This window comes from Streptomyces sp. NPDC006711, from assembly GCF_042869775.1.
Classification (GTDB): Bacteria; Actinomycetota; Actinomycetes; order Streptomycetales; family Streptomycetaceae; genus Streptomyces.
Map to the genome: position 1 here is coordinate 832538 of NZ_JBIAGO010000001.1, position 14637 is coordinate 847174.

Genomic DNA, 14637 nt, shown 5'->3' on the forward strand with positions numbered 1-14637 from the left:
CTGCGGGACGGCTCCGAAAAGGGGGTCCCGACCGCCGTGACCTCGGGCGCCTCGGGCGGCGCGGGCGCCGGGTTCGCGGGTCACCAGCGGAACGTTCGCATGCGCATGGCCTGGCGCATCCGGGCGGCGCGGGCGCGCCGGGGCTTGACCCGGTCGCGCAGCGCCTTCGCCTCGTGCAGTTCGCGCAGGAACTGGGCGCGTCGCCGCCTGCGGTCCGCGTCGCTCTCCCCTTCCGGCGGGGCGTCACGTCCTGGGGGGACCTCGCGTGGGGGTACATCACGGGGAGGGGCGTCACGCGGAGGGACGTCGCGTCGTGACGCGGTGTCGCCCCGTGACGCGGTGTCGCGTCGTGGTGAGATGTCGCGTCGTTGTCGAGTGTCGTGCTTATCCGGCATTGGCTCACACCGCCCGGTTTCGGTTCCTGCTCTCCCACCTTCCCCCCGTTCGGCCGATTGACGCCAGCTCGTGCCGTGACCGGGTGGGACACGGGGTGCTTGTGCCCCGGTTACTGTGGACGTCATGCGGATCCATGTCGTCGACCACCCTCTCGTGGCGCACAAGCTCACCACGCTGCGCGACAAGCGCACCGACTCCCCGACCTTCCGGCGGCTCGCCGACGAGCTGGTCACCCTGCTCGCCTACGAGGCCACCCGGGACGTGCGCACCGAGCAGGTGGACATCGAGACCCCGGTGACGCCGACGACGGGCGTGAAGCTCTCGTACCCGCGTCCCCTGGTGGTCCCGATCCTGCGGGCCGGTCTCGGCATGCTCGACGGCATGGTGCGCCTGCTGCCGACCGCCGAGGTGGGCTTCCTGGGCATGATCCGCAACGAGGAGACCCTGGAGGCCTCCACGTACGCGACGCGGATGCCCGAGGACCTGTCGGGCCGTCAGGTGTACGTGCTCGACCCGATGCTGGCGACCGGCGGCACGCTGGTCGCCGCGATCCGCGAACTGATCAAGCGCGGGGCCGACGACGTCACCGCCGTGGTGCTGCTCGCCGCCCCCGAGGGCGTCGAGATCATGGAGCGCGAGCTCGCGGGCACGCCGGTGACCGTGGTGACCGCCTCGGTCGACGAGCGCCTGAACGAGCACGGCTACATCGTGCCGGGCCTGGGCGACGCGGGCGACCGGATGTACGGGACCGCCGACTAACCGACTAACCGCCCAGCCGCCCCGGCCGACCGCTGGACGGCCGGGGCGCGCTCAGCACTTCCCGGAGGGCGCGGGCGCGGGCTTGGCCAGGGCGGCCATGGCCGTGTCCGCGTCCTTCTGCGGGTTCAGCGCGGCGAACGTGGTGCCGATGATCAGGTCGACGTCCTGGGTCTCGCGCGTGTCGGTCTTCTGCGCGGCACCCTTGAGCTGCGTACCGAGGACGGAGAACGGGCCCCGGGTCGCCGTCGGCGCGCCGAGCAGCACGCCGTTGCCGGGGACCTTCTTGTCGTACTCCTCCGGCGCGTTGCCCACCTTGCCGATCGCGAAGCCGCGCTTCTTCAGCTCGTCCGCCACCGTCTTGGCGAGGCCCGCGCGCGGGGTCGCGTTGTAGACGTTGACGGTGATCTGGCCGGGCTTGGGCAGCGCCTGGGGCGCGGCGGCGGGGGAGCGCGAGGCGGCGGGCGCGGGGCAGCCCTTCTTGTGGGCGGCGGCCTTGGACGTGCCGCCGCCCCCGAACACGTCGATGAGCTGGACGGTCCCCCAGCCGATCAGGCCGAGGGCCACGACCGCGCCGACCAGCGCGAGGACCAGCCGGCCGCGCTTTCGGGGACGGCGCATCCGCGGGTACGCGTCACCCTTGATGCGGTACTTTCCGCCCATGCCGGGGGGAGTGAGCATGCTCATAGGCGCAGGGTAGTGCCGACCCGTGACGATGCCTACTAAATGATCAACGCTGGGCGCGTGTGTGCGCCCGTATGCGCGGCAAAGCGTCCGAAAGGCGCACCCGGCTGGCGGGGTCAGTCCATTTCGAGTACGCGGGCGTGCAGGACCTGGCGCTGCTGGAGCGCCGCCCGTACCGCCCGGTGCAGCCCGTCCTCCAGGTAGAGGTCGCCCTGCCACTTCACGACGTGCGCGAAGAGGTCGCCGTAGAACGTCGAGTCCTCGGCGAGCAGGGTCTCCAGGTCGAGCTGGCCCTTGGTGGTCACGAGCTGATCGAGCCGGACCGGGCGCGGCGCGACGTCCGCCCACTGCCGGGTGCTTTCCCGGCCGTGGTCGGGGTACGGCCGCCCGCTTCCGATGCGCTTGAAGATCACACGGAAAGCCTACCGGGCCAGTGGCTCCGGGCGCAGCCATGGAAGTGGAGTGCGATTCCGGGCAAAACGGGGGAAATCTGGCGTGGGGGCCCGTCGTGACCGACCGCGACCGGACGGCGGCCGTGCCCGCGCCCCTCAGGGCCACGGGCCCGGACGGAACCGGAGCGCGGGATCCCGCCCCGGCGCCCGCCCCCGGGCCCGCGCCCCCGCCCGCGCCACGAGCGCCCTCGCCCGTGCCGCAGCCGGCCTCGCCCGGGGCCGCCGCCGTCGCCGCCGCGTACGCGTTTGCCGGGTACGTCTTCACCCGGCCCGCCCTCGACCCCGGCCCTCTGCTGTGGGACGGTCTGTGCCTGCTGGACGCGCCCGTACGCACAGGTGTCTACTCGGGGCGGCCGGCGAAGAAGCCCGCGAGGGACGACGCGAGCGGTCCGGGAGCCTCCTCGGCCACATGGTGTCCGGCGTCGATGCCGTGACCGCGTACGTCCGGGGCCCACGAGCGCCAGATTTCCAGTGGGTCCCCGTACAGGTCGACGAGATCGTCCCGCAGGGACCAGAGGATCAAGGCGGGGGCCTTGATCCGGGTTCCGGCGGCACGGTCGTCCTCCTCGTGGCGCCGGTCGATGGTGAGACCGGCCCGGTAGTCCTCCAGCATCGCCCGGACCACGGCGGGATCGCGCGTCGTCGAGCGCCACTCGTCGTAGTTCTCCTGGCCCATGGTCGCGGGATCGCCCCGGTACCAGCTGTCCGGATCGGCGTTGATCACCCGCTCGGGGATACCGGGCTGCGCGAAGAAGAACCAGTGCCACCACTGCGTGGCGAACTCGGCCGTGATGCGGGACAGGTGCTCGCTGAGGGGCAGGCAGTCGATCAGCGCCACGCGCGAGACGGCGCCGGGGTGGTCGAGCGCGAGCCGCAGCGCGACCGGGCCGCCGCGGTCGTGACCGGCCAGTGCGAACCGGGTGTGTCCAAGGGTGCGCATCACCTTGACCATGTCGCCGGCGACGGCCCGCTTGGAGTGTCCGGAGTGGTCCACCGTGGGCGCGGGGCCTGTGGACCGGCCGTACCCCCGCAGGTCGGGACAGACCACGGTGAAGCCCTGCCGGACGAGGAGCGGGGCGACGCGATGCCAGGTCGCGGAGGTTCGGGGGTGGCCGTGCAGCAGCAGCACGGGCGGGCCGTCGCCCCCGTGCCGGACGAAGATCGTCGTGTCGTCGTCGATCCGCACCCGCGTGGTCTCGAAGCCCTCGAACATGGTTGGTGCCTTCCGTCGCCCGTGCGCTCCTCGTGCCCCCGGGCGCGCCCCGAACACGGGTGGTTGTGCCCCGGAACACCCGGTGCCGGCCTGCGGGGAACGCGCCGGCCCGTCGCGGTCCCTGCGCGTTGGGGTGGCTGGTCGCGCAGTTCCCCGCGCCCCTTGACGGGGTGGTGCTGGCCTGGGCCGGGGGGCGTCAGCCGGAGTCGGATTCCCTGGCGGGGCTGGGGGTGGGGGCGGTTGTGGATTCAGGCCGGGTTGGGGTGGGGGCGGGTGGCTGCCTTTGTTTGTTGCTTGTATGCGCGGACCTTTGTCAGGGAGTCCGGGCCCGTGATGTCCGCGACCGAGCGGTAGCACCCCGCCTCGCCGTACGCCCCCGCCGCCTCCCGCCAGCCCCGTGGGCGTACGCCCAGCTGCTTGCCCAGCAGGGCGAGGAAGATCTTGGCCTTCTGTTCGCCGAAGCCGGGCAGCGCCTTGAGCCGGTCCAGGAGCTCGGCTCCGGTCCCCGCGCCCTCCCACACCCCGGCCGCGTCACCCCCGTACTCCTCCACGAGGAACGCGCACAGCTGCTGGATCCGCTTCGCCATCGAGCCGGGGTAGCGGTGCACGGCGGGCTTCTCCTTGAGGAGTTCCGCGAACGCCTCCGGGTCGTACGCGGCGATCGTCCCCGCGTCGAGATCGTCCGCCCGCATGCGCTGAGCGATCGTGTACGGGCCCGAGAACGCCCACTCCATGGGGATCTGCTGGTCGAGCAGCATGCCGACGAGCGCGGCCAGCGGGCTGCGGCCGAGCAGTTCGTCGGCCTCGGGCCGCTGGGCGAGCCGAAGGGTCGTGGTCATGTCTCGATGATCGGCGGCCACCGCCCCCACCGCACCCCGGCGCCGCCCGTCCCCCCCAACCCCGGCACCGCACACCCCACCGCACCCCGGCGTCACCAAGGTCGCGCCGTCCGCCCATACCTCGGCCCCTCGCCCCGCCGCGCCCTGTTCGAGGGAACTCACGCTTTCGTATGGCAGGCGGCTCCGTGCCGAATGGGCCGGGTGCGATGGGGTAGTTCGGGTCGGACCGTCACCATGTGCGTACCAAGAGGGGCGACCGCAGTGAGCCAGCCTTTTGTCCTGCCGGACTTCTATGTGCCGTATCCGGCCCGGCTCAACCCCCATCTGGAATCCGCCAGGACGCACTCCCGCGCCTGGGCCCGGCAGATGGGCATGCTGGAGGGCTCCGGGATCTGGGAGCTCGCCGACCTCGACGCGCACGACTACGCCCTGCTCTGCTCGTACACCCACCCGGACTGCGACGCGGACCAGCTCGCCCTGGTGACCGACTGGTACGTCTGGGTGTTCTTCTTCGACGACCACTTCCTGGAGATGTTCAAGCGGACCCTGGACCGCGAGGGCGGCAAAGCCTATCTCGGCCGGCTGCCCGCGTTCATGCCGATGGACCTCGCCGACGGGTTCCCCGAGGCGACCAACCCGGTGGAGGCGGGCCTGGCCGACCTGTGGGCGCGGACCGTGCCGGCCATGACGCCCGCGTGGCGCGAACGCTTCGCGGTCAGCACCCGCAATCTGCTCAACGAGTCGCTGTGGGAACTGGCCAACATCAACGAGGGGCGGATCGCCAACCCCGTCGAGTACATCGAGATGCGCCGCAAGGTGGGCGGCGCGCCCTGGTCGGCGGGGCTCATCGAGTACGCCGCCAACGCCGAACTCCCGGCGTCCGTCGCCGCGACGCGCCCCCTGCGCGTCCTGACCGACGCCTTCGCCGACGGGGTGCACCTGCGCAACGACCTCTTCTCCTACCAGCGCGAAGTGGAGGACGAGGGCGAACTCAGCAACGGCGTCCTGGTCCTTGAGACCTTCCTCGGCTGCACCACCCAGGAGGCGGCCGAAGCCGTCAACGACCTGCTGACCTCACGCTTGCAGCAGTTCGAGAACACCGCGCTCACCGAAGTCCCGGTTCTGTGCCAGGAGAAGGGGCTCACCCCCGAGCAGAGCGCGGCCGTCGCGGCGTACGTCAAGGGGCTCCAGGACTGGCAGTCCGGCGGCCACGAGTGGCACATGCGCTCAAGCCGCTACATGAACAAGGCCGCCGACCTCGGCCCCTCCCTCACCAGCGGGGTGCTCGGCACGTCCGCGTTCGACATCACCACTCTGTTCGGCCGCCCGGCCGAAGCCCGGCAGCGCAGTTTCACGCACGTCCCGATGCGCGAGGTCGGCCCTTCCCTGCTGCCCGACTTCGACGTGCCCTACCCGCTGGCGCTCAGCCCCCATCTGGACCGCGCACGGGAAACGTCCGTCGCCTGGGCGGAACGGATGGGGCTGCTCGCCGACATCTGGGACGCGGAGAAGATGGCGGCGTACGACCTGGCGCTCTGTGCGGCCGGACTGGACCCGGACGCGACGCCCGACGAACTCGATCTCAGCGCCCAGTGGCTGACCTGGGGCACCTACGGCGACGACTACTACCCGCTGGCCTTCGGGCGTTCACGCAACCTGGCCGGCGCGCACGCCACCAACGAACGGCTCTCCGCGTGCATGCCGGTCGACCGGCCGCAGGACGGGGCCCTTGCCGCCCGAACGCCGCTGGAGCGCGGCCTGGCCGACCTGTGGGAGCGCACCGCGGGCCCGATGTCCCCCGAGGCCCGCGCCGCCTTCCGCCGGTCGGTCGACGTCATGCTGGAGAGCTGGCTGTGGGAGCTGCACAACCAGGCCCAGCACCGCATCCCCGACCCCGTCGACTACATCGAGATGCGCCGCCTCACGTTCGGCTCCGACCTCACGATGAACCTGGCGCGCCTGCGGCACGCGGGCCAGTTGCCCTCCGCGATCTACGAGAGCGGTCCTGTCCGCGCCCTGGAGAACGCCGCGGCCGACTACTGCTGTCTGCTCAACGACGTCTTCTCGTACCAGAAGGAGATCCAGTACGAGGGTGAGCTGCACAACGGCGTCCTCGTCGTGCAGAACTTCTTCGACTGCGACTATCCGACGGGTCTGCGCATCATGGACGACCTGATGCGGTCGCGACTGCGCCAGTTCCAGCACGTCATCGACCACGAACTCCCGGTCCTGTGCGAGGACTTCGAGCTCGACGCGGCGGGCCGGGCGCTCCTTGACACCTATGTGGCCGAGCTCCAGGACTGGATCGCGGGCATCCTGAACTGGCACTCCTCGGTGCGCCGCTACAAGGCCGAGGACCTGCCGGAGGTCCTGCCCCACGGCGGCGCGCTGCCCGACGGCGGCGTCCTGCCCGACGGACCGCTCGCCGTCCACGCGGTCCCCGAGAGTTCGGTCCCCGTCGGCGCGCTCCCCGTGGGACCACTGCCCGACATCCTCCTTGAGGAGGGCTCGGGCGGCTCCCCCCAGGACGGATCGGGGGCGGCCCCCTGGTGGATGCGGCCCACCGGAGCGGGTACGTCCGCCGACCGGGTACGGCTGCCGGAGGCGGTGGCTGCGGCGACGGAACAGCTGCCGGCCCCGCCCGCTCCCAGGGTGGCGGAGAGCCACACCTCATGATCCTCTGAGAGGCGGGCGCGGGGGCGGAACCGGGCCGGCGCGGCACGAGGAGGCGCGGATGGGACACGACCACGGCGCGCCCCCCGCCACGTCCGGCACGCTCAGCGGCGCCTACCGCAAGCGGCTCCTGTGGACCGTGGGCATCAGCGCGTCGATCACCCTCATCCAGGTGGTCGGCGCGCTGGTCTCCGGCAGCCTCGCGCTGCTCGCCGACGCCGCGCACAGCCTCACCGACGCGATCGGCGTCTCCCTCGCGCTCGGCGCGATCACCCTCGCCCAGCGTGCCCCGACCCCGCGCCGCACCTTCGGCTTCTACCGGGTGGAGATCTTCTCCGCCGTCCTGAACGCCGTGCTCCTCGCCGCGGTCTTCGTCTGGGTCCTGTGGTCCGCGATCGGCCGCTTCAGCGAGCCCGTGCAGGTCAAGGGCGGGCTGATGTTCGCCGTCGCGGTGGGCGGGCTCGTGGCGAACCTGGTGGGTCTGTGGCTCCTGCGGGACGCCAAGGATAAGAGCCTCAACCTGCGCGGCGCCTACCTGGAGGTCCTGGGCGACGCCCTCGGTTCGGTCGCGGTGATCGTCGGCGGTCTGGTCATCCTGCTCACCGGCTGGCAGGCCGCCGACCCGGTCGCCTCCATCGTCATCGGCCTGCTGATCGTGCCGAGGACGTACGGACTGCTGCGGGACGCCCTGCACGTCCTGATGGAGGCGGCCCCGTACGACGTGGACCTCGCCGAGGTGCGCCGCCACCTGCTCGCCGAGCCGGGCGTGGTCGGCGTCCACGATCTGCACGGCTGGACGGTGACCTCCGGGATGCCCGTGCTCACGGCGCACGTGGTGGTGGCGCGGGGCGCCCTCGACGGCGGGTACGGGGCGCTGCTCACCCGGCTCCAGAGCTGCGTGGGGGACCATTTCGACGTGGCCCACTCCACGATCCAGCTGGAACCCGAGGGGCACGGGGAGGCGGCCGGGTCCCTGCATCACTGACGCGGGTCCCCGCATCGCCGACTCCGGCCCGGACCGCGCGCGCCTCCCGCCGGTCCCGCTGCGGCTGCCTCCCGCCGGTCCCGCTGTCACAGATCGCGGTGCTGTCCCGTCCCTTGGGCATGAACGCCTACAGCGACATCACTGACACGTACGAGAACGACACCGCGCGCACCCCTCTGGTCATCGCCGTCGCGGGCGGCACCGGCACCCTGGGCCGGCACGTCGTCGCGGAACTCACGGCACGCGGGCACCGGGTGCGGGTGCTGAGCCGGGGGTCCGAGCGGTACCCCGTCGACCTCGCCACGGGCCGGGGCCTCACGGCCGCGCTCGCCGGCTGCGACGTCGTCGTCGACGCGGCCAACTCCACCTCCCCGCGCACCATGCGCGCCACCCTGGTGGACGGCACGCGCCGGCTCCTCGGCGCGGAGCGCGCGGCGGGCGTCGGGCACCACGTCTGTGTGTCGATCGTGGGCTGCGACCGGGTGCCGATGCCCTACTACAAGGTCAAGACGGACCAGGAGGACCTGGTGGCGGCGGGCCCCGTGCCGTGGACGACCGTGCGGGCCACGCAGTTCCACGAGCTGGCCGCGAGCGTGTTCGCCGCGACCGCGCGCGGACGTTTCCTGCCGGCCCCGAAGAACGTGCCGCTCCAGCCCATCGCGGCCGCCGAGGCGGCGCGCGCCGTCGCGGACGCGGCCGTCCGCGCGCCGAGGAACGGCCGCGTCGAGGTGGCGGGCCCCGAGCGGACCGACCTGCGCGCCCTGGCCTCGACCTGGCGCGCCACCACGGGGCGCGGGGCCGCCCTCCTGCCCCTCCCACTCCCCGGCCGCATCGGCCGGGCGCTGCGCGCGGGACACCTGACCACCGGCCTTCCCGACGCCCGGGGGGCCACGGGGTTCGCGCGGTGGCTGGAGGAGCGGGAGCAGGAGGAGCGGACGCAGGGGGAGGCGGCGGCGCCCAGCCGGGGCGTCTGACGGCGCGCGCGTCCCCGGTCCCTAGGGCCGCTGCGCCCGCGCGTCCGCCGGGCGCGCCAAAGCGCCCAACACCTGCGCCACGTAGGCCGGTTCGGTCACGACGTACACCGGGGTCGCCCCGTCGCGGCACTCCACCACCTGCGACCCCGGGGCGGGCCGGGGGCCGGGGTCGGTCCAGTAGGGCGGCCGGACCCGCAGCGCCGTGAGGGTGCGCGGCACCGGACGGCGGGCGACGCGGCCGGCCGGGTCGGAGGTGGCGGCGAGCAGACCGGGCCCCGCCACCAGGTAGCCGAACTCCGGTTGGCTGTAGGGGACTTCACCGCGTACGGCGCCGGGGAAGCACACTTCGGCGGCCGGAACCTGCGGGTTCACCTCGATCGTGTCGGTGGTACGCCGATGGTGCCGGCGCGACAGCCGGGCGGCGACCCCGAGGACCGGAACGGCCCCGGCCGCCGTGAGCAGCAGCGCGATGGTCACGCCGCTGGTGACCCAGGGCGTACCGAGGGCGAAGCAGGAGATCAGCAGCACCGCCGCGAGCGGCACCCTGAACCGCCAGGGCTCGTGCGCGGGCGGCCCGTTGGTGCGCCGGGCCCAGCAGTACGCGGTGCGCAGGCACGCCGCGCCGACGGAGCCGAGGGCGAGCGAGGCGACGAACGGCAACCGGTGGCCGCCGCGCGGATCGGCCTCGGTGTACTGGCGCATCCCCTGGTAGTCGACGTACCTGATCTCCCCGCGCCAGTACGTCAGTTGGAGCGTCGCGCCGGGGCGCACGGCGCCGAACACCGGGGCGGGGCCGTCCATGGTGAGGCGGGGCGGCGGGGAGGCGGCGGGGGGCGCGGAGCCGAGCGGGCCCGACTTCAGGCGCCCCGGCAGCGCGAGCGATTCCCGAGGTACGCGGCGCAGACCCAGCCAGTAGTACGTCGAGCGGTGCTTGTGCCCGGCGGCGGCCCTGGTGACGGCGGCCGTGACCGTGTGTCTGCACTCCCGGGACACCGCCGCGGGCGAACAGGCCGGCGCCGTCGTGAACGCCCGCTCGTCGTCGAGCGCGCGGGGCACGGTGGCGAACAGCAGCCAGGCGGCGACGAGGGCCAGCGCGAGGCCGGCCACCGCCGGGACGAGCGCCGCGGACCTGCCGCGAAGGGCGTTGGTGAGCGCCTTCATCGCTCGCCGCTCGGGGCCGCGTACCGCACGGGCCGCGTACCGCACGGGAGGGGATGACGGGATCATCATCCGGTCATTCTGGACTCCGGGACCGGTCAAGTGCCGCCCGAAGTAGGGTGGTTCAGACCAGTGTGGGCCGCTTGCGGGGGTGTCCAGGGCGTGTCCGGGGGTGCCCTGGGGGCGTGGGGCGGCCGGGGAGCCGTCGGGGAGGCTGCCGGGGAGCCGTGGGGGAACCGCCGGGGAGGCGGCCGGGGGTGGGCGGAGAGTTCACCCATAGGTGTCACCCCTTCCCGGCATGAACCTCTGGCACGTGCGTATAGGCACGTCGCGCCACCGGCCGGGACCGGCAACCGGCTCGGTCGGCACCCTGATGTTCGGGGACGCCCGGTGCGACAATGCGCTGCACCGAGCCGCCGACGTCTGCGCGCGGACCGGCCCGGCACATGCGCGCCACATGTGCGTTCCCCCCATGCACGCCGCCGTGGTGCTCCCCGACTGCGTACGAGTGGCCGCGAGCGGGCATATGCCTTTCCGGCGCTCCCGACTGAAGGTGATGGGGCCATGCCCGCGGACATGAAGGTGCTGCTGGTCGACGACCACGAGGACAACCTGTTCGCCATGGAGAGCATCCTCGGGCCGCTGGGGTACCCGCTGGAGCTCGCGACCAGCGGGGACGCCGCGCTCAAGGCCGCGCTGCACGGCGGGATAGCGGTGGCGGTCCTCGACGTGGTGATGCCGGGCGTCAGCGGGCTCGACGTGGCCCGCTACCTCAGCCGGCTGTCCCAGACCCGGCTGATCCCCGTCATCCTGGTGACCGGCATGGGCCACGACAGCGCCACGGCCGACGAGGCCCTGCGCCTCGGCGTCGCCGACTACCTGATCAAGCCGCTCGACCCGTGGGCCCTGCGGATCAAGGTGAGCTACCTCTACCGTACGAGCGCCCTGCCGCCGGGCGCCCCGCCCCACCGGCGCGGCCCGCGCGGCCGCCCGGCCGAACCGCCGCCGCTCTCCGCCCAGACCGCGCAGCGCGCCGCCCAACTACCGCCCGTGCTGCGCCAGTTGCGCCCGTCCGACGTGGTACGCGTCCCGCGCCGGCCGGATGAGCCCCCGCTCTGAGGGCCGGGTACGCGCCCCACCAGGGACGTGTTGCCCGTTGACCGGTTCGGATCGACCCTGCCCGGCGCCGGGGTCCGCGGTGCGGCCACCGGGCATGATGGTGGACGCACCCTGAGCGGTGTCGCCGTGAACCCTGGCGGCGCCGCTGTGCTGTCCGGCGCTAGGAAGCAGTCGTCCGGTCCGCGTGCTGATGTGCCTCTTCTGAAAGGATCGTGGGGGTTTCCTCATGCGTGCCAACGCGTCCGGGTTCGGCCTGTGGGAGCGAGTGGTGGGGGCGTCCACCGTGCTCGAGTTGTTCGGAGAGATCGACATCGAGGCCCGAATCGCCCTCGGACCCGCTGTGGAGAGATTGATCGACCGCGAGGCGCCCGACGTGGTGGTGGACCTGCGCCCCGTCACGTTCCTGGACGCGGGCGGCCTGCGGCTGCTGATCGCGGTCAAGGACGCCGTGACCGCGCGGGGCGGCACCCTGAGAGTGGTCCGGGGCGCCCCCGGCGTCATGCGCCTGTTCCGCCTGGCCAACCTGGAATCCGCCTTCGTCCTCCTGGACCGCGTCCCCGCACCCCTGTCCGACGCCCACCACTCCCCGGGCCCGGCCCCGCCGGGCGACCTCCTGCCGTACTCCGCGCGCGGGGGCCGGGAGGCGTGCGGGGACGCGTGACGCACGCGTGAGGAGACGGCCTGACGCCTGCGTGCCGGTACGCACGCGCGGACTGCGCCAACTCCCGCCGCTGGAGCCGGTGTTCAGGCCGGGGCGGGCGCCGAGTCCTGCACGGGCATCACGCCATGGATGCGGGACAGAGTGAAGACGCGTTCCGCTTCGCGCAGGTGGCACCAGGCGTCGAGGTAGGGCGGTTCGAGTTCCAGAGCGCTGAGCGTGCGTACGGTCCTGTTTGCCCGACGTGGCGATGTACTCGATCGTGATGGCCTCACCCGTGTCGATGGCGTGGGCGACCTGGCGGACGTCGCTGTACGACAGATGCGTCGCGTATCCGGCGACGATCTCCTCGGTGTCCGAGCCGAAGGGCACCCCGCTGCCGAACGGGTCGGGTTCCGATGGGGGTCCCCCCGCTCGAGCGAAGCCGAGAGTGGGGGAGGCCGGCGGGGGCCTTGAGCAGCCGGGCGGCCAGGGCGTCCACCCCGGTGCCGACGGGTCCGTCCGATGCGTGGGCCGCCGTGGTTCGAGGGCCGCGCCGCGCGACGTTCCTTCGCGGGGGCGGCACCGCGTCGGCGGCCCTGCGCGGCGGGCATTTCTCGATGCGTACCGTTCCCTGGTCGGTCTCGGCGACGGGAGCGTAGCCCGCGGCACGCAGCGCGGCGAGAACCGTCGCGGGCGGGCTTGTGCTGACCAGGACTGTTGGGGCGAGGTGCCGCAGTGCGAGCTCGGACAGCCCGCGGTGGGCGGCGAGTTCCGCGAGGAGCGCGGGTGCGTCGCCGTGGATGACACAGGCAGCCGAGGCGACGCGCACCCGGCCGTGGCTTCGTGCCGTGTCGTTGATGAGATGGGCCAGCGGCTGCGGCAGGGCGGCAGCGGAGCCGGCTGTCAGATCGGCCGCGATGGCGTCCGGGCTGCGGCCTGCGTCCAGGGCCCGGCGGATGCTGTCGGCACTGAACCGCCATACCGACGCCGTACTGCTCGTCTCGCGGTCGGCCGTCGCGTCAAGGAGCGCCGCGAGTCGCGCGGACGGCGTGCCGGTGACGACGGCCGTGAGGTCCGGGCCGATCCGGGCCGTCGTGGCCGCGGGAGGCAGCAGCCGTCGGGCGCTGATGGCGAGTTCTTCGTCGGCGTGGGCCGCCAGGGGGGCGCCGAGCGGGGACAACGCCCCCCGCGCCAGCACGCCCAGCAGTTCGCCTTCCCGGATCACGGTACTGAACGGCGCCGTGTCCTTGGGTGATACGTCGTCGGCGAGCGGACGGCGCCACGCCACGAGTGGCCCCAGCTCCGATGCGGCCTTGGCGCCCTGTCCTGCCGGGAGGCCCGCCGCCGCGATGAGCAGCCCGTGGCGGGCCTGAAGACAGCCGCCGCAGGAAGGCGCACCGGCGAGCGCGGGAAGGCCTTGTCGTGTTCGTCGCGCGCCCGGGTGGGGGTGAGCGGCAGGTCCCGCCACGCCCGGAGCAGTACGGCGAGCCGTTCCGCGGGCTCCGGTTCGGACCAGGCGTCGTACGCCGTGGTGGGAAGGACGCGATCGCCGTCGCGCGCCAGCAGTCCGGCGGCGTACGCGGTCTCCAAAGTGAGGCGGACGACGGCGTCGTCCGCCTGGGCGGCCCTGCCGAGCCGGGCCAGTTCGCGCGCGCCGATTCCGCCCGACTTCAGCCGGGCCGGTGGAGCGGTCGCGCACGCCGAAAGGACGGCGGCCGCCCGGGCCACGAACGCGGTGGCGGCCGCCGCGGCCTCCCGCTCCACCTCCGAGGAGGTGACGGCCACCAACCGCGGGGCGGGCGGCAGAGGTTCGAAGGGTGCGTGCCAGTCGGGGCCCCGCAGGGCCAGGGCCACCTCGGCCGGCATCCGGACGGGCCAGTACCCGTGAGGATCCTGGAACAGGAGCCCGCGGTCGAGTGCCCACCGGGCGCCTGGTCGCGGATCGCCTCCGGGTGCTCCGGGTGCTCCGGGCACCCCGAACGCGATGAACGGTGACCGCCGCAGTGTGGGCGTGGCGCTCTGTTCCAGGGTCTTCCGTGTCGCCGCCGGAGCCCGCGCCACCAGCGCGGCGACGCGATCGGGGTCACTGTGGTGCTCCACCAGGGCCGCGAGTCGCCGCTGCTTGGTGGTGGGTGGCTTGATGCCCAGAACCGCCAGCATGCCGCGCAGTTCCTCCGAGGCGGCGCCGGCCAGCAGCTCTTCCAGCGGGGCGTCGAGTCCCAGGGGCGTGGGCCACGCCTGCCGCAAGGGCGTGACCATACGAAGGGCCCCGTCGCCGTCGCGCCACACGAGCGCCCGGTCCGACAGCGCCTCCAGGGCCGCGTCCAGCGCGTGTGCCGCCGCAGGGGATGCCGAGCCGAGCAACTCCGCGAGGCCGTCCCGGCTCGCTCGTGCTCCCAGCGCCGCCAGCGCCTCGGCGGCCTGAAGGCACGGGAGCGTGAGGTGCGGCAGGACGAGTGCCACGGACGCGAGACGTTGGAGACGGTCCGCCAGCTCTCCCACCGAGCGCGGTTCCGGGGCGGCGGCCGCGTCCTTCCGCAGGGTGAGCACGCGTGCCAGGCGGGAACGGTCGAGTCCGCTCAGCCACGTCGAGAGCGTCGAACGGGACTTCATGAGGGTGCACCTCGACAAAGGGGAGCGTCACAGTACGTCACAGGCGGCCCGAAGCCGCTTCGGCACCAATGCCAAGGATGGCGCAGTTCCATGATCCCCGGATGCGGTACGTCGATCCATGCCCGGGGTGCGCTC

At 73.3% G+C, this 14637-nt stretch carries 14 protein-coding genes; 6 read left to right on the forward strand and 8 right to left on the reverse strand.

The window, feature by feature from the left end; genetic code table 11:
- Positions 1-80 precede the first annotated feature (80 nt).
- Entirely contained in the window at positions 81-359 is a 279-nt protein-coding gene (locus ACFYM2_RS03670) for a hypothetical protein (RefSeq protein ID WP_388457819.1), read from the reverse strand.
- A 160-nt stretch (positions 360-519) separates the two neighbouring features.
- Here ACFYM2_RS03670 and upp point away from each other — a divergent pair, with 160 nt between their 5' ends.
- Complete coding sequence (gene upp, locus ACFYM2_RS03675) at positions 520-1155, forward strand: uracil phosphoribosyltransferase (protein WP_053725981.1); 636 nt, start codon at positions 520-522, stop codon at positions 1153-1155.
- Between the two features lie 51 nt (positions 1156-1206).
- Here upp and ACFYM2_RS03680 read toward each other — a convergent pair whose 3' ends face one another.
- The 4 genes from ACFYM2_RS03680 to ACFYM2_RS03695 all read right to left on the reverse strand — a co-directional run bounded on the left by ACFYM2_RS03680 (position 1207) and on the right by ACFYM2_RS03695 (position 4340).
- Positions 1207-1839, reverse strand: a complete 633-nt coding sequence (locus tag ACFYM2_RS03680; protein ID WP_358998123.1) for a LytR C-terminal domain-containing protein — start codon at positions 1837-1839, stop codon at positions 1207-1209.
- A 113-nt stretch (positions 1840-1952) separates the two neighbouring features.
- Positions 1953-2249, reverse strand: a complete 297-nt coding sequence (locus ACFYM2_RS03685) for a type II toxin-antitoxin system VapB family antitoxin (RefSeq protein WP_053725882.1) — start codon at positions 2247-2249, stop codon at positions 1953-1955.
- Positions 2250-2628: 379 nt separating this feature from the next.
- Positions 2629-3501 (reverse strand): alpha/beta fold hydrolase, encoded by an 873-nt coding sequence (locus tag ACFYM2_RS03690; RefSeq protein WP_388832955.1) that lies wholly within the window; start codon positions 3499-3501, stop codon positions 2629-2631.
- Positions 3502-3749: 248 nt separating this feature from the next.
- Positions 3750-4340, reverse strand: coding sequence for an HhH-GPD-type base excision DNA repair protein (locus ACFYM2_RS03695; protein ID WP_358998129.1), 591 nt, complete (start codon positions 4338-4340; stop codon positions 3750-3752).
- A gap of 261 nt (positions 4341-4601) precedes the next feature.
- Here ACFYM2_RS03695 and ACFYM2_RS03700 point away from each other — a divergent pair, with 261 nt between their 5' ends.
- From ACFYM2_RS03700 to ACFYM2_RS03710, 3 genes are all read left to right on the forward strand, one after another.
- The gene (locus tag ACFYM2_RS03700) at positions 4602-7016 is read left to right on the forward strand and encodes a germacradienol/geosmin synthase (protein WP_388832958.1); all 2415 of its coding nucleotides are present in this window, start codon (positions 4602-4604) and stop codon (positions 7014-7016) included.
- Positions 7017-7074: 58 nt separating this feature from the next.
- Positions 7075-7998 carry a cation diffusion facilitator family transporter gene (locus tag ACFYM2_RS03705; RefSeq protein WP_358998134.1) on the forward strand — a complete coding sequence of 308 codons (924 nt, stop codon included), beginning with the start codon at positions 7075-7077 and terminating at the stop codon, positions 7996-7998.
- Positions 7999-8117: 119 nt separating this feature from the next.
- Positions 8118-8972 carry an SDR family oxidoreductase gene (locus ACFYM2_RS03710; RefSeq protein ID WP_388832961.1) on the forward strand — a complete coding sequence of 285 codons (855 nt, stop codon included), beginning with the start codon at positions 8118-8120 and terminating at the stop codon, positions 8970-8972.
- 21 nt (positions 8973-8993) lie between these two features.
- Here the strand turns inward: ACFYM2_RS03710 and ACFYM2_RS03715 are convergent, their stop codons facing one another.
- On the reverse strand, positions 8994-10202 hold the full coding sequence (locus tag ACFYM2_RS03715; protein WP_388832964.1) for a hypothetical protein: 1209 nt from the start codon (positions 10200-10202) through the stop codon (positions 8994-8996).
- Positions 10203-10694: 492 nt separating this feature from the next.
- Here ACFYM2_RS03715 and ACFYM2_RS03720 point away from each other — a divergent pair, with 492 nt between their 5' ends.
- Positions 10695-11249, forward strand: a complete 555-nt coding sequence (locus ACFYM2_RS03720; protein WP_388832967.1) for a two-component system response regulator — start codon at positions 10695-10697, stop codon at positions 11247-11249.
- Positions 11250-11475: 226 nt separating this feature from the next.
- Positions 11476-11910, forward strand: coding sequence for an STAS domain-containing protein (locus ACFYM2_RS03725; RefSeq protein ID WP_388832970.1), 435 nt, complete (start codon positions 11476-11478; stop codon positions 11908-11910).
- Between the two features lie 268 nt (positions 11911-12178).
- Here ACFYM2_RS03725 and ACFYM2_RS03730 read toward each other — a convergent pair whose 3' ends face one another.
- Entirely contained in the window at positions 12179-13114 is a 936-nt protein-coding gene (locus tag ACFYM2_RS03730) for a helicase-associated domain-containing protein (RefSeq protein ID WP_388832973.1), read from the reverse strand.
- Positions 13111-14502, reverse strand: coding sequence for a hypothetical protein (locus ACFYM2_RS03735; protein WP_388832976.1), 1392 nt, complete (start codon positions 14500-14502; stop codon positions 13111-13113). The genes ACFYM2_RS03730 and ACFYM2_RS03735 overlap by 4 nt, the downstream gene beginning before the upstream one ends.
- Positions 14503-14637 lie beyond the last annotated feature (135 nt).

Bases quoted from the DNA above. Each gene is read 5' to 3' on its own strand.
- ACFYM2_RS03680 (WP_358998123.1), bottom strand. From the start codon at position 1,839: ATGAGCATGCTCACTCCCCCCGGCATGGGCGGAAAGTACCGCATCAAG.
- ACFYM2_RS03725 (WP_388832970.1), top strand. From the start codon at position 11,476: ATGCGTGCCAACGCGTCCGGGTTCGGCCTGTGGGAGCGAGTGGTGGGG.
- ACFYM2_RS03695 (WP_358998129.1), bottom strand. From the start codon at position 4,340: ATGACCACGACCCTTCGGCTCGCCCAGCGGCCCGAGGCCGACGAACTG.
- ACFYM2_RS03710 (WP_388832961.1), top strand. From the start codon at position 8,118: ATGAACGCCTACAGCGACATCACTGACACGTACGAGAACGACACCGCG.
- ACFYM2_RS03720 (WP_388832967.1), top strand. From the start codon at position 10,695: ATGCCCGCGGACATGAAGGTGCTGCTGGTCGACGACCACGAGGACAAC.
- ACFYM2_RS03705 (WP_358998134.1), top strand. From the start codon at position 7,075: ATGGGACACGACCACGGCGCGCCCCCCGCCACGTCCGGCACGCTCAGC.
- ACFYM2_RS03715 (WP_388832964.1), bottom strand. From the start codon at position 10,202: ATGATGATCCCGTCATCCCCTCCCGTGCGGTACGCGGCCCGTGCGGTA.
- upp (WP_053725981.1), top strand. From the start codon at position 520: ATGCGGATCCATGTCGTCGACCACCCTCTCGTGGCGCACAAGCTCACC.
- ACFYM2_RS03735 (WP_388832976.1), bottom strand. From the start codon at position 14,502: ATGAAGTCCCGTTCGACGCTCTCGACGTGGCTGAGCGGACTCGACCGT.
- ACFYM2_RS03690 (WP_388832955.1), bottom strand. From the start codon at position 3,501: ATGTTCGAGGGCTTCGAGACCACGCGGGTGCGGATCGACGACGACACG.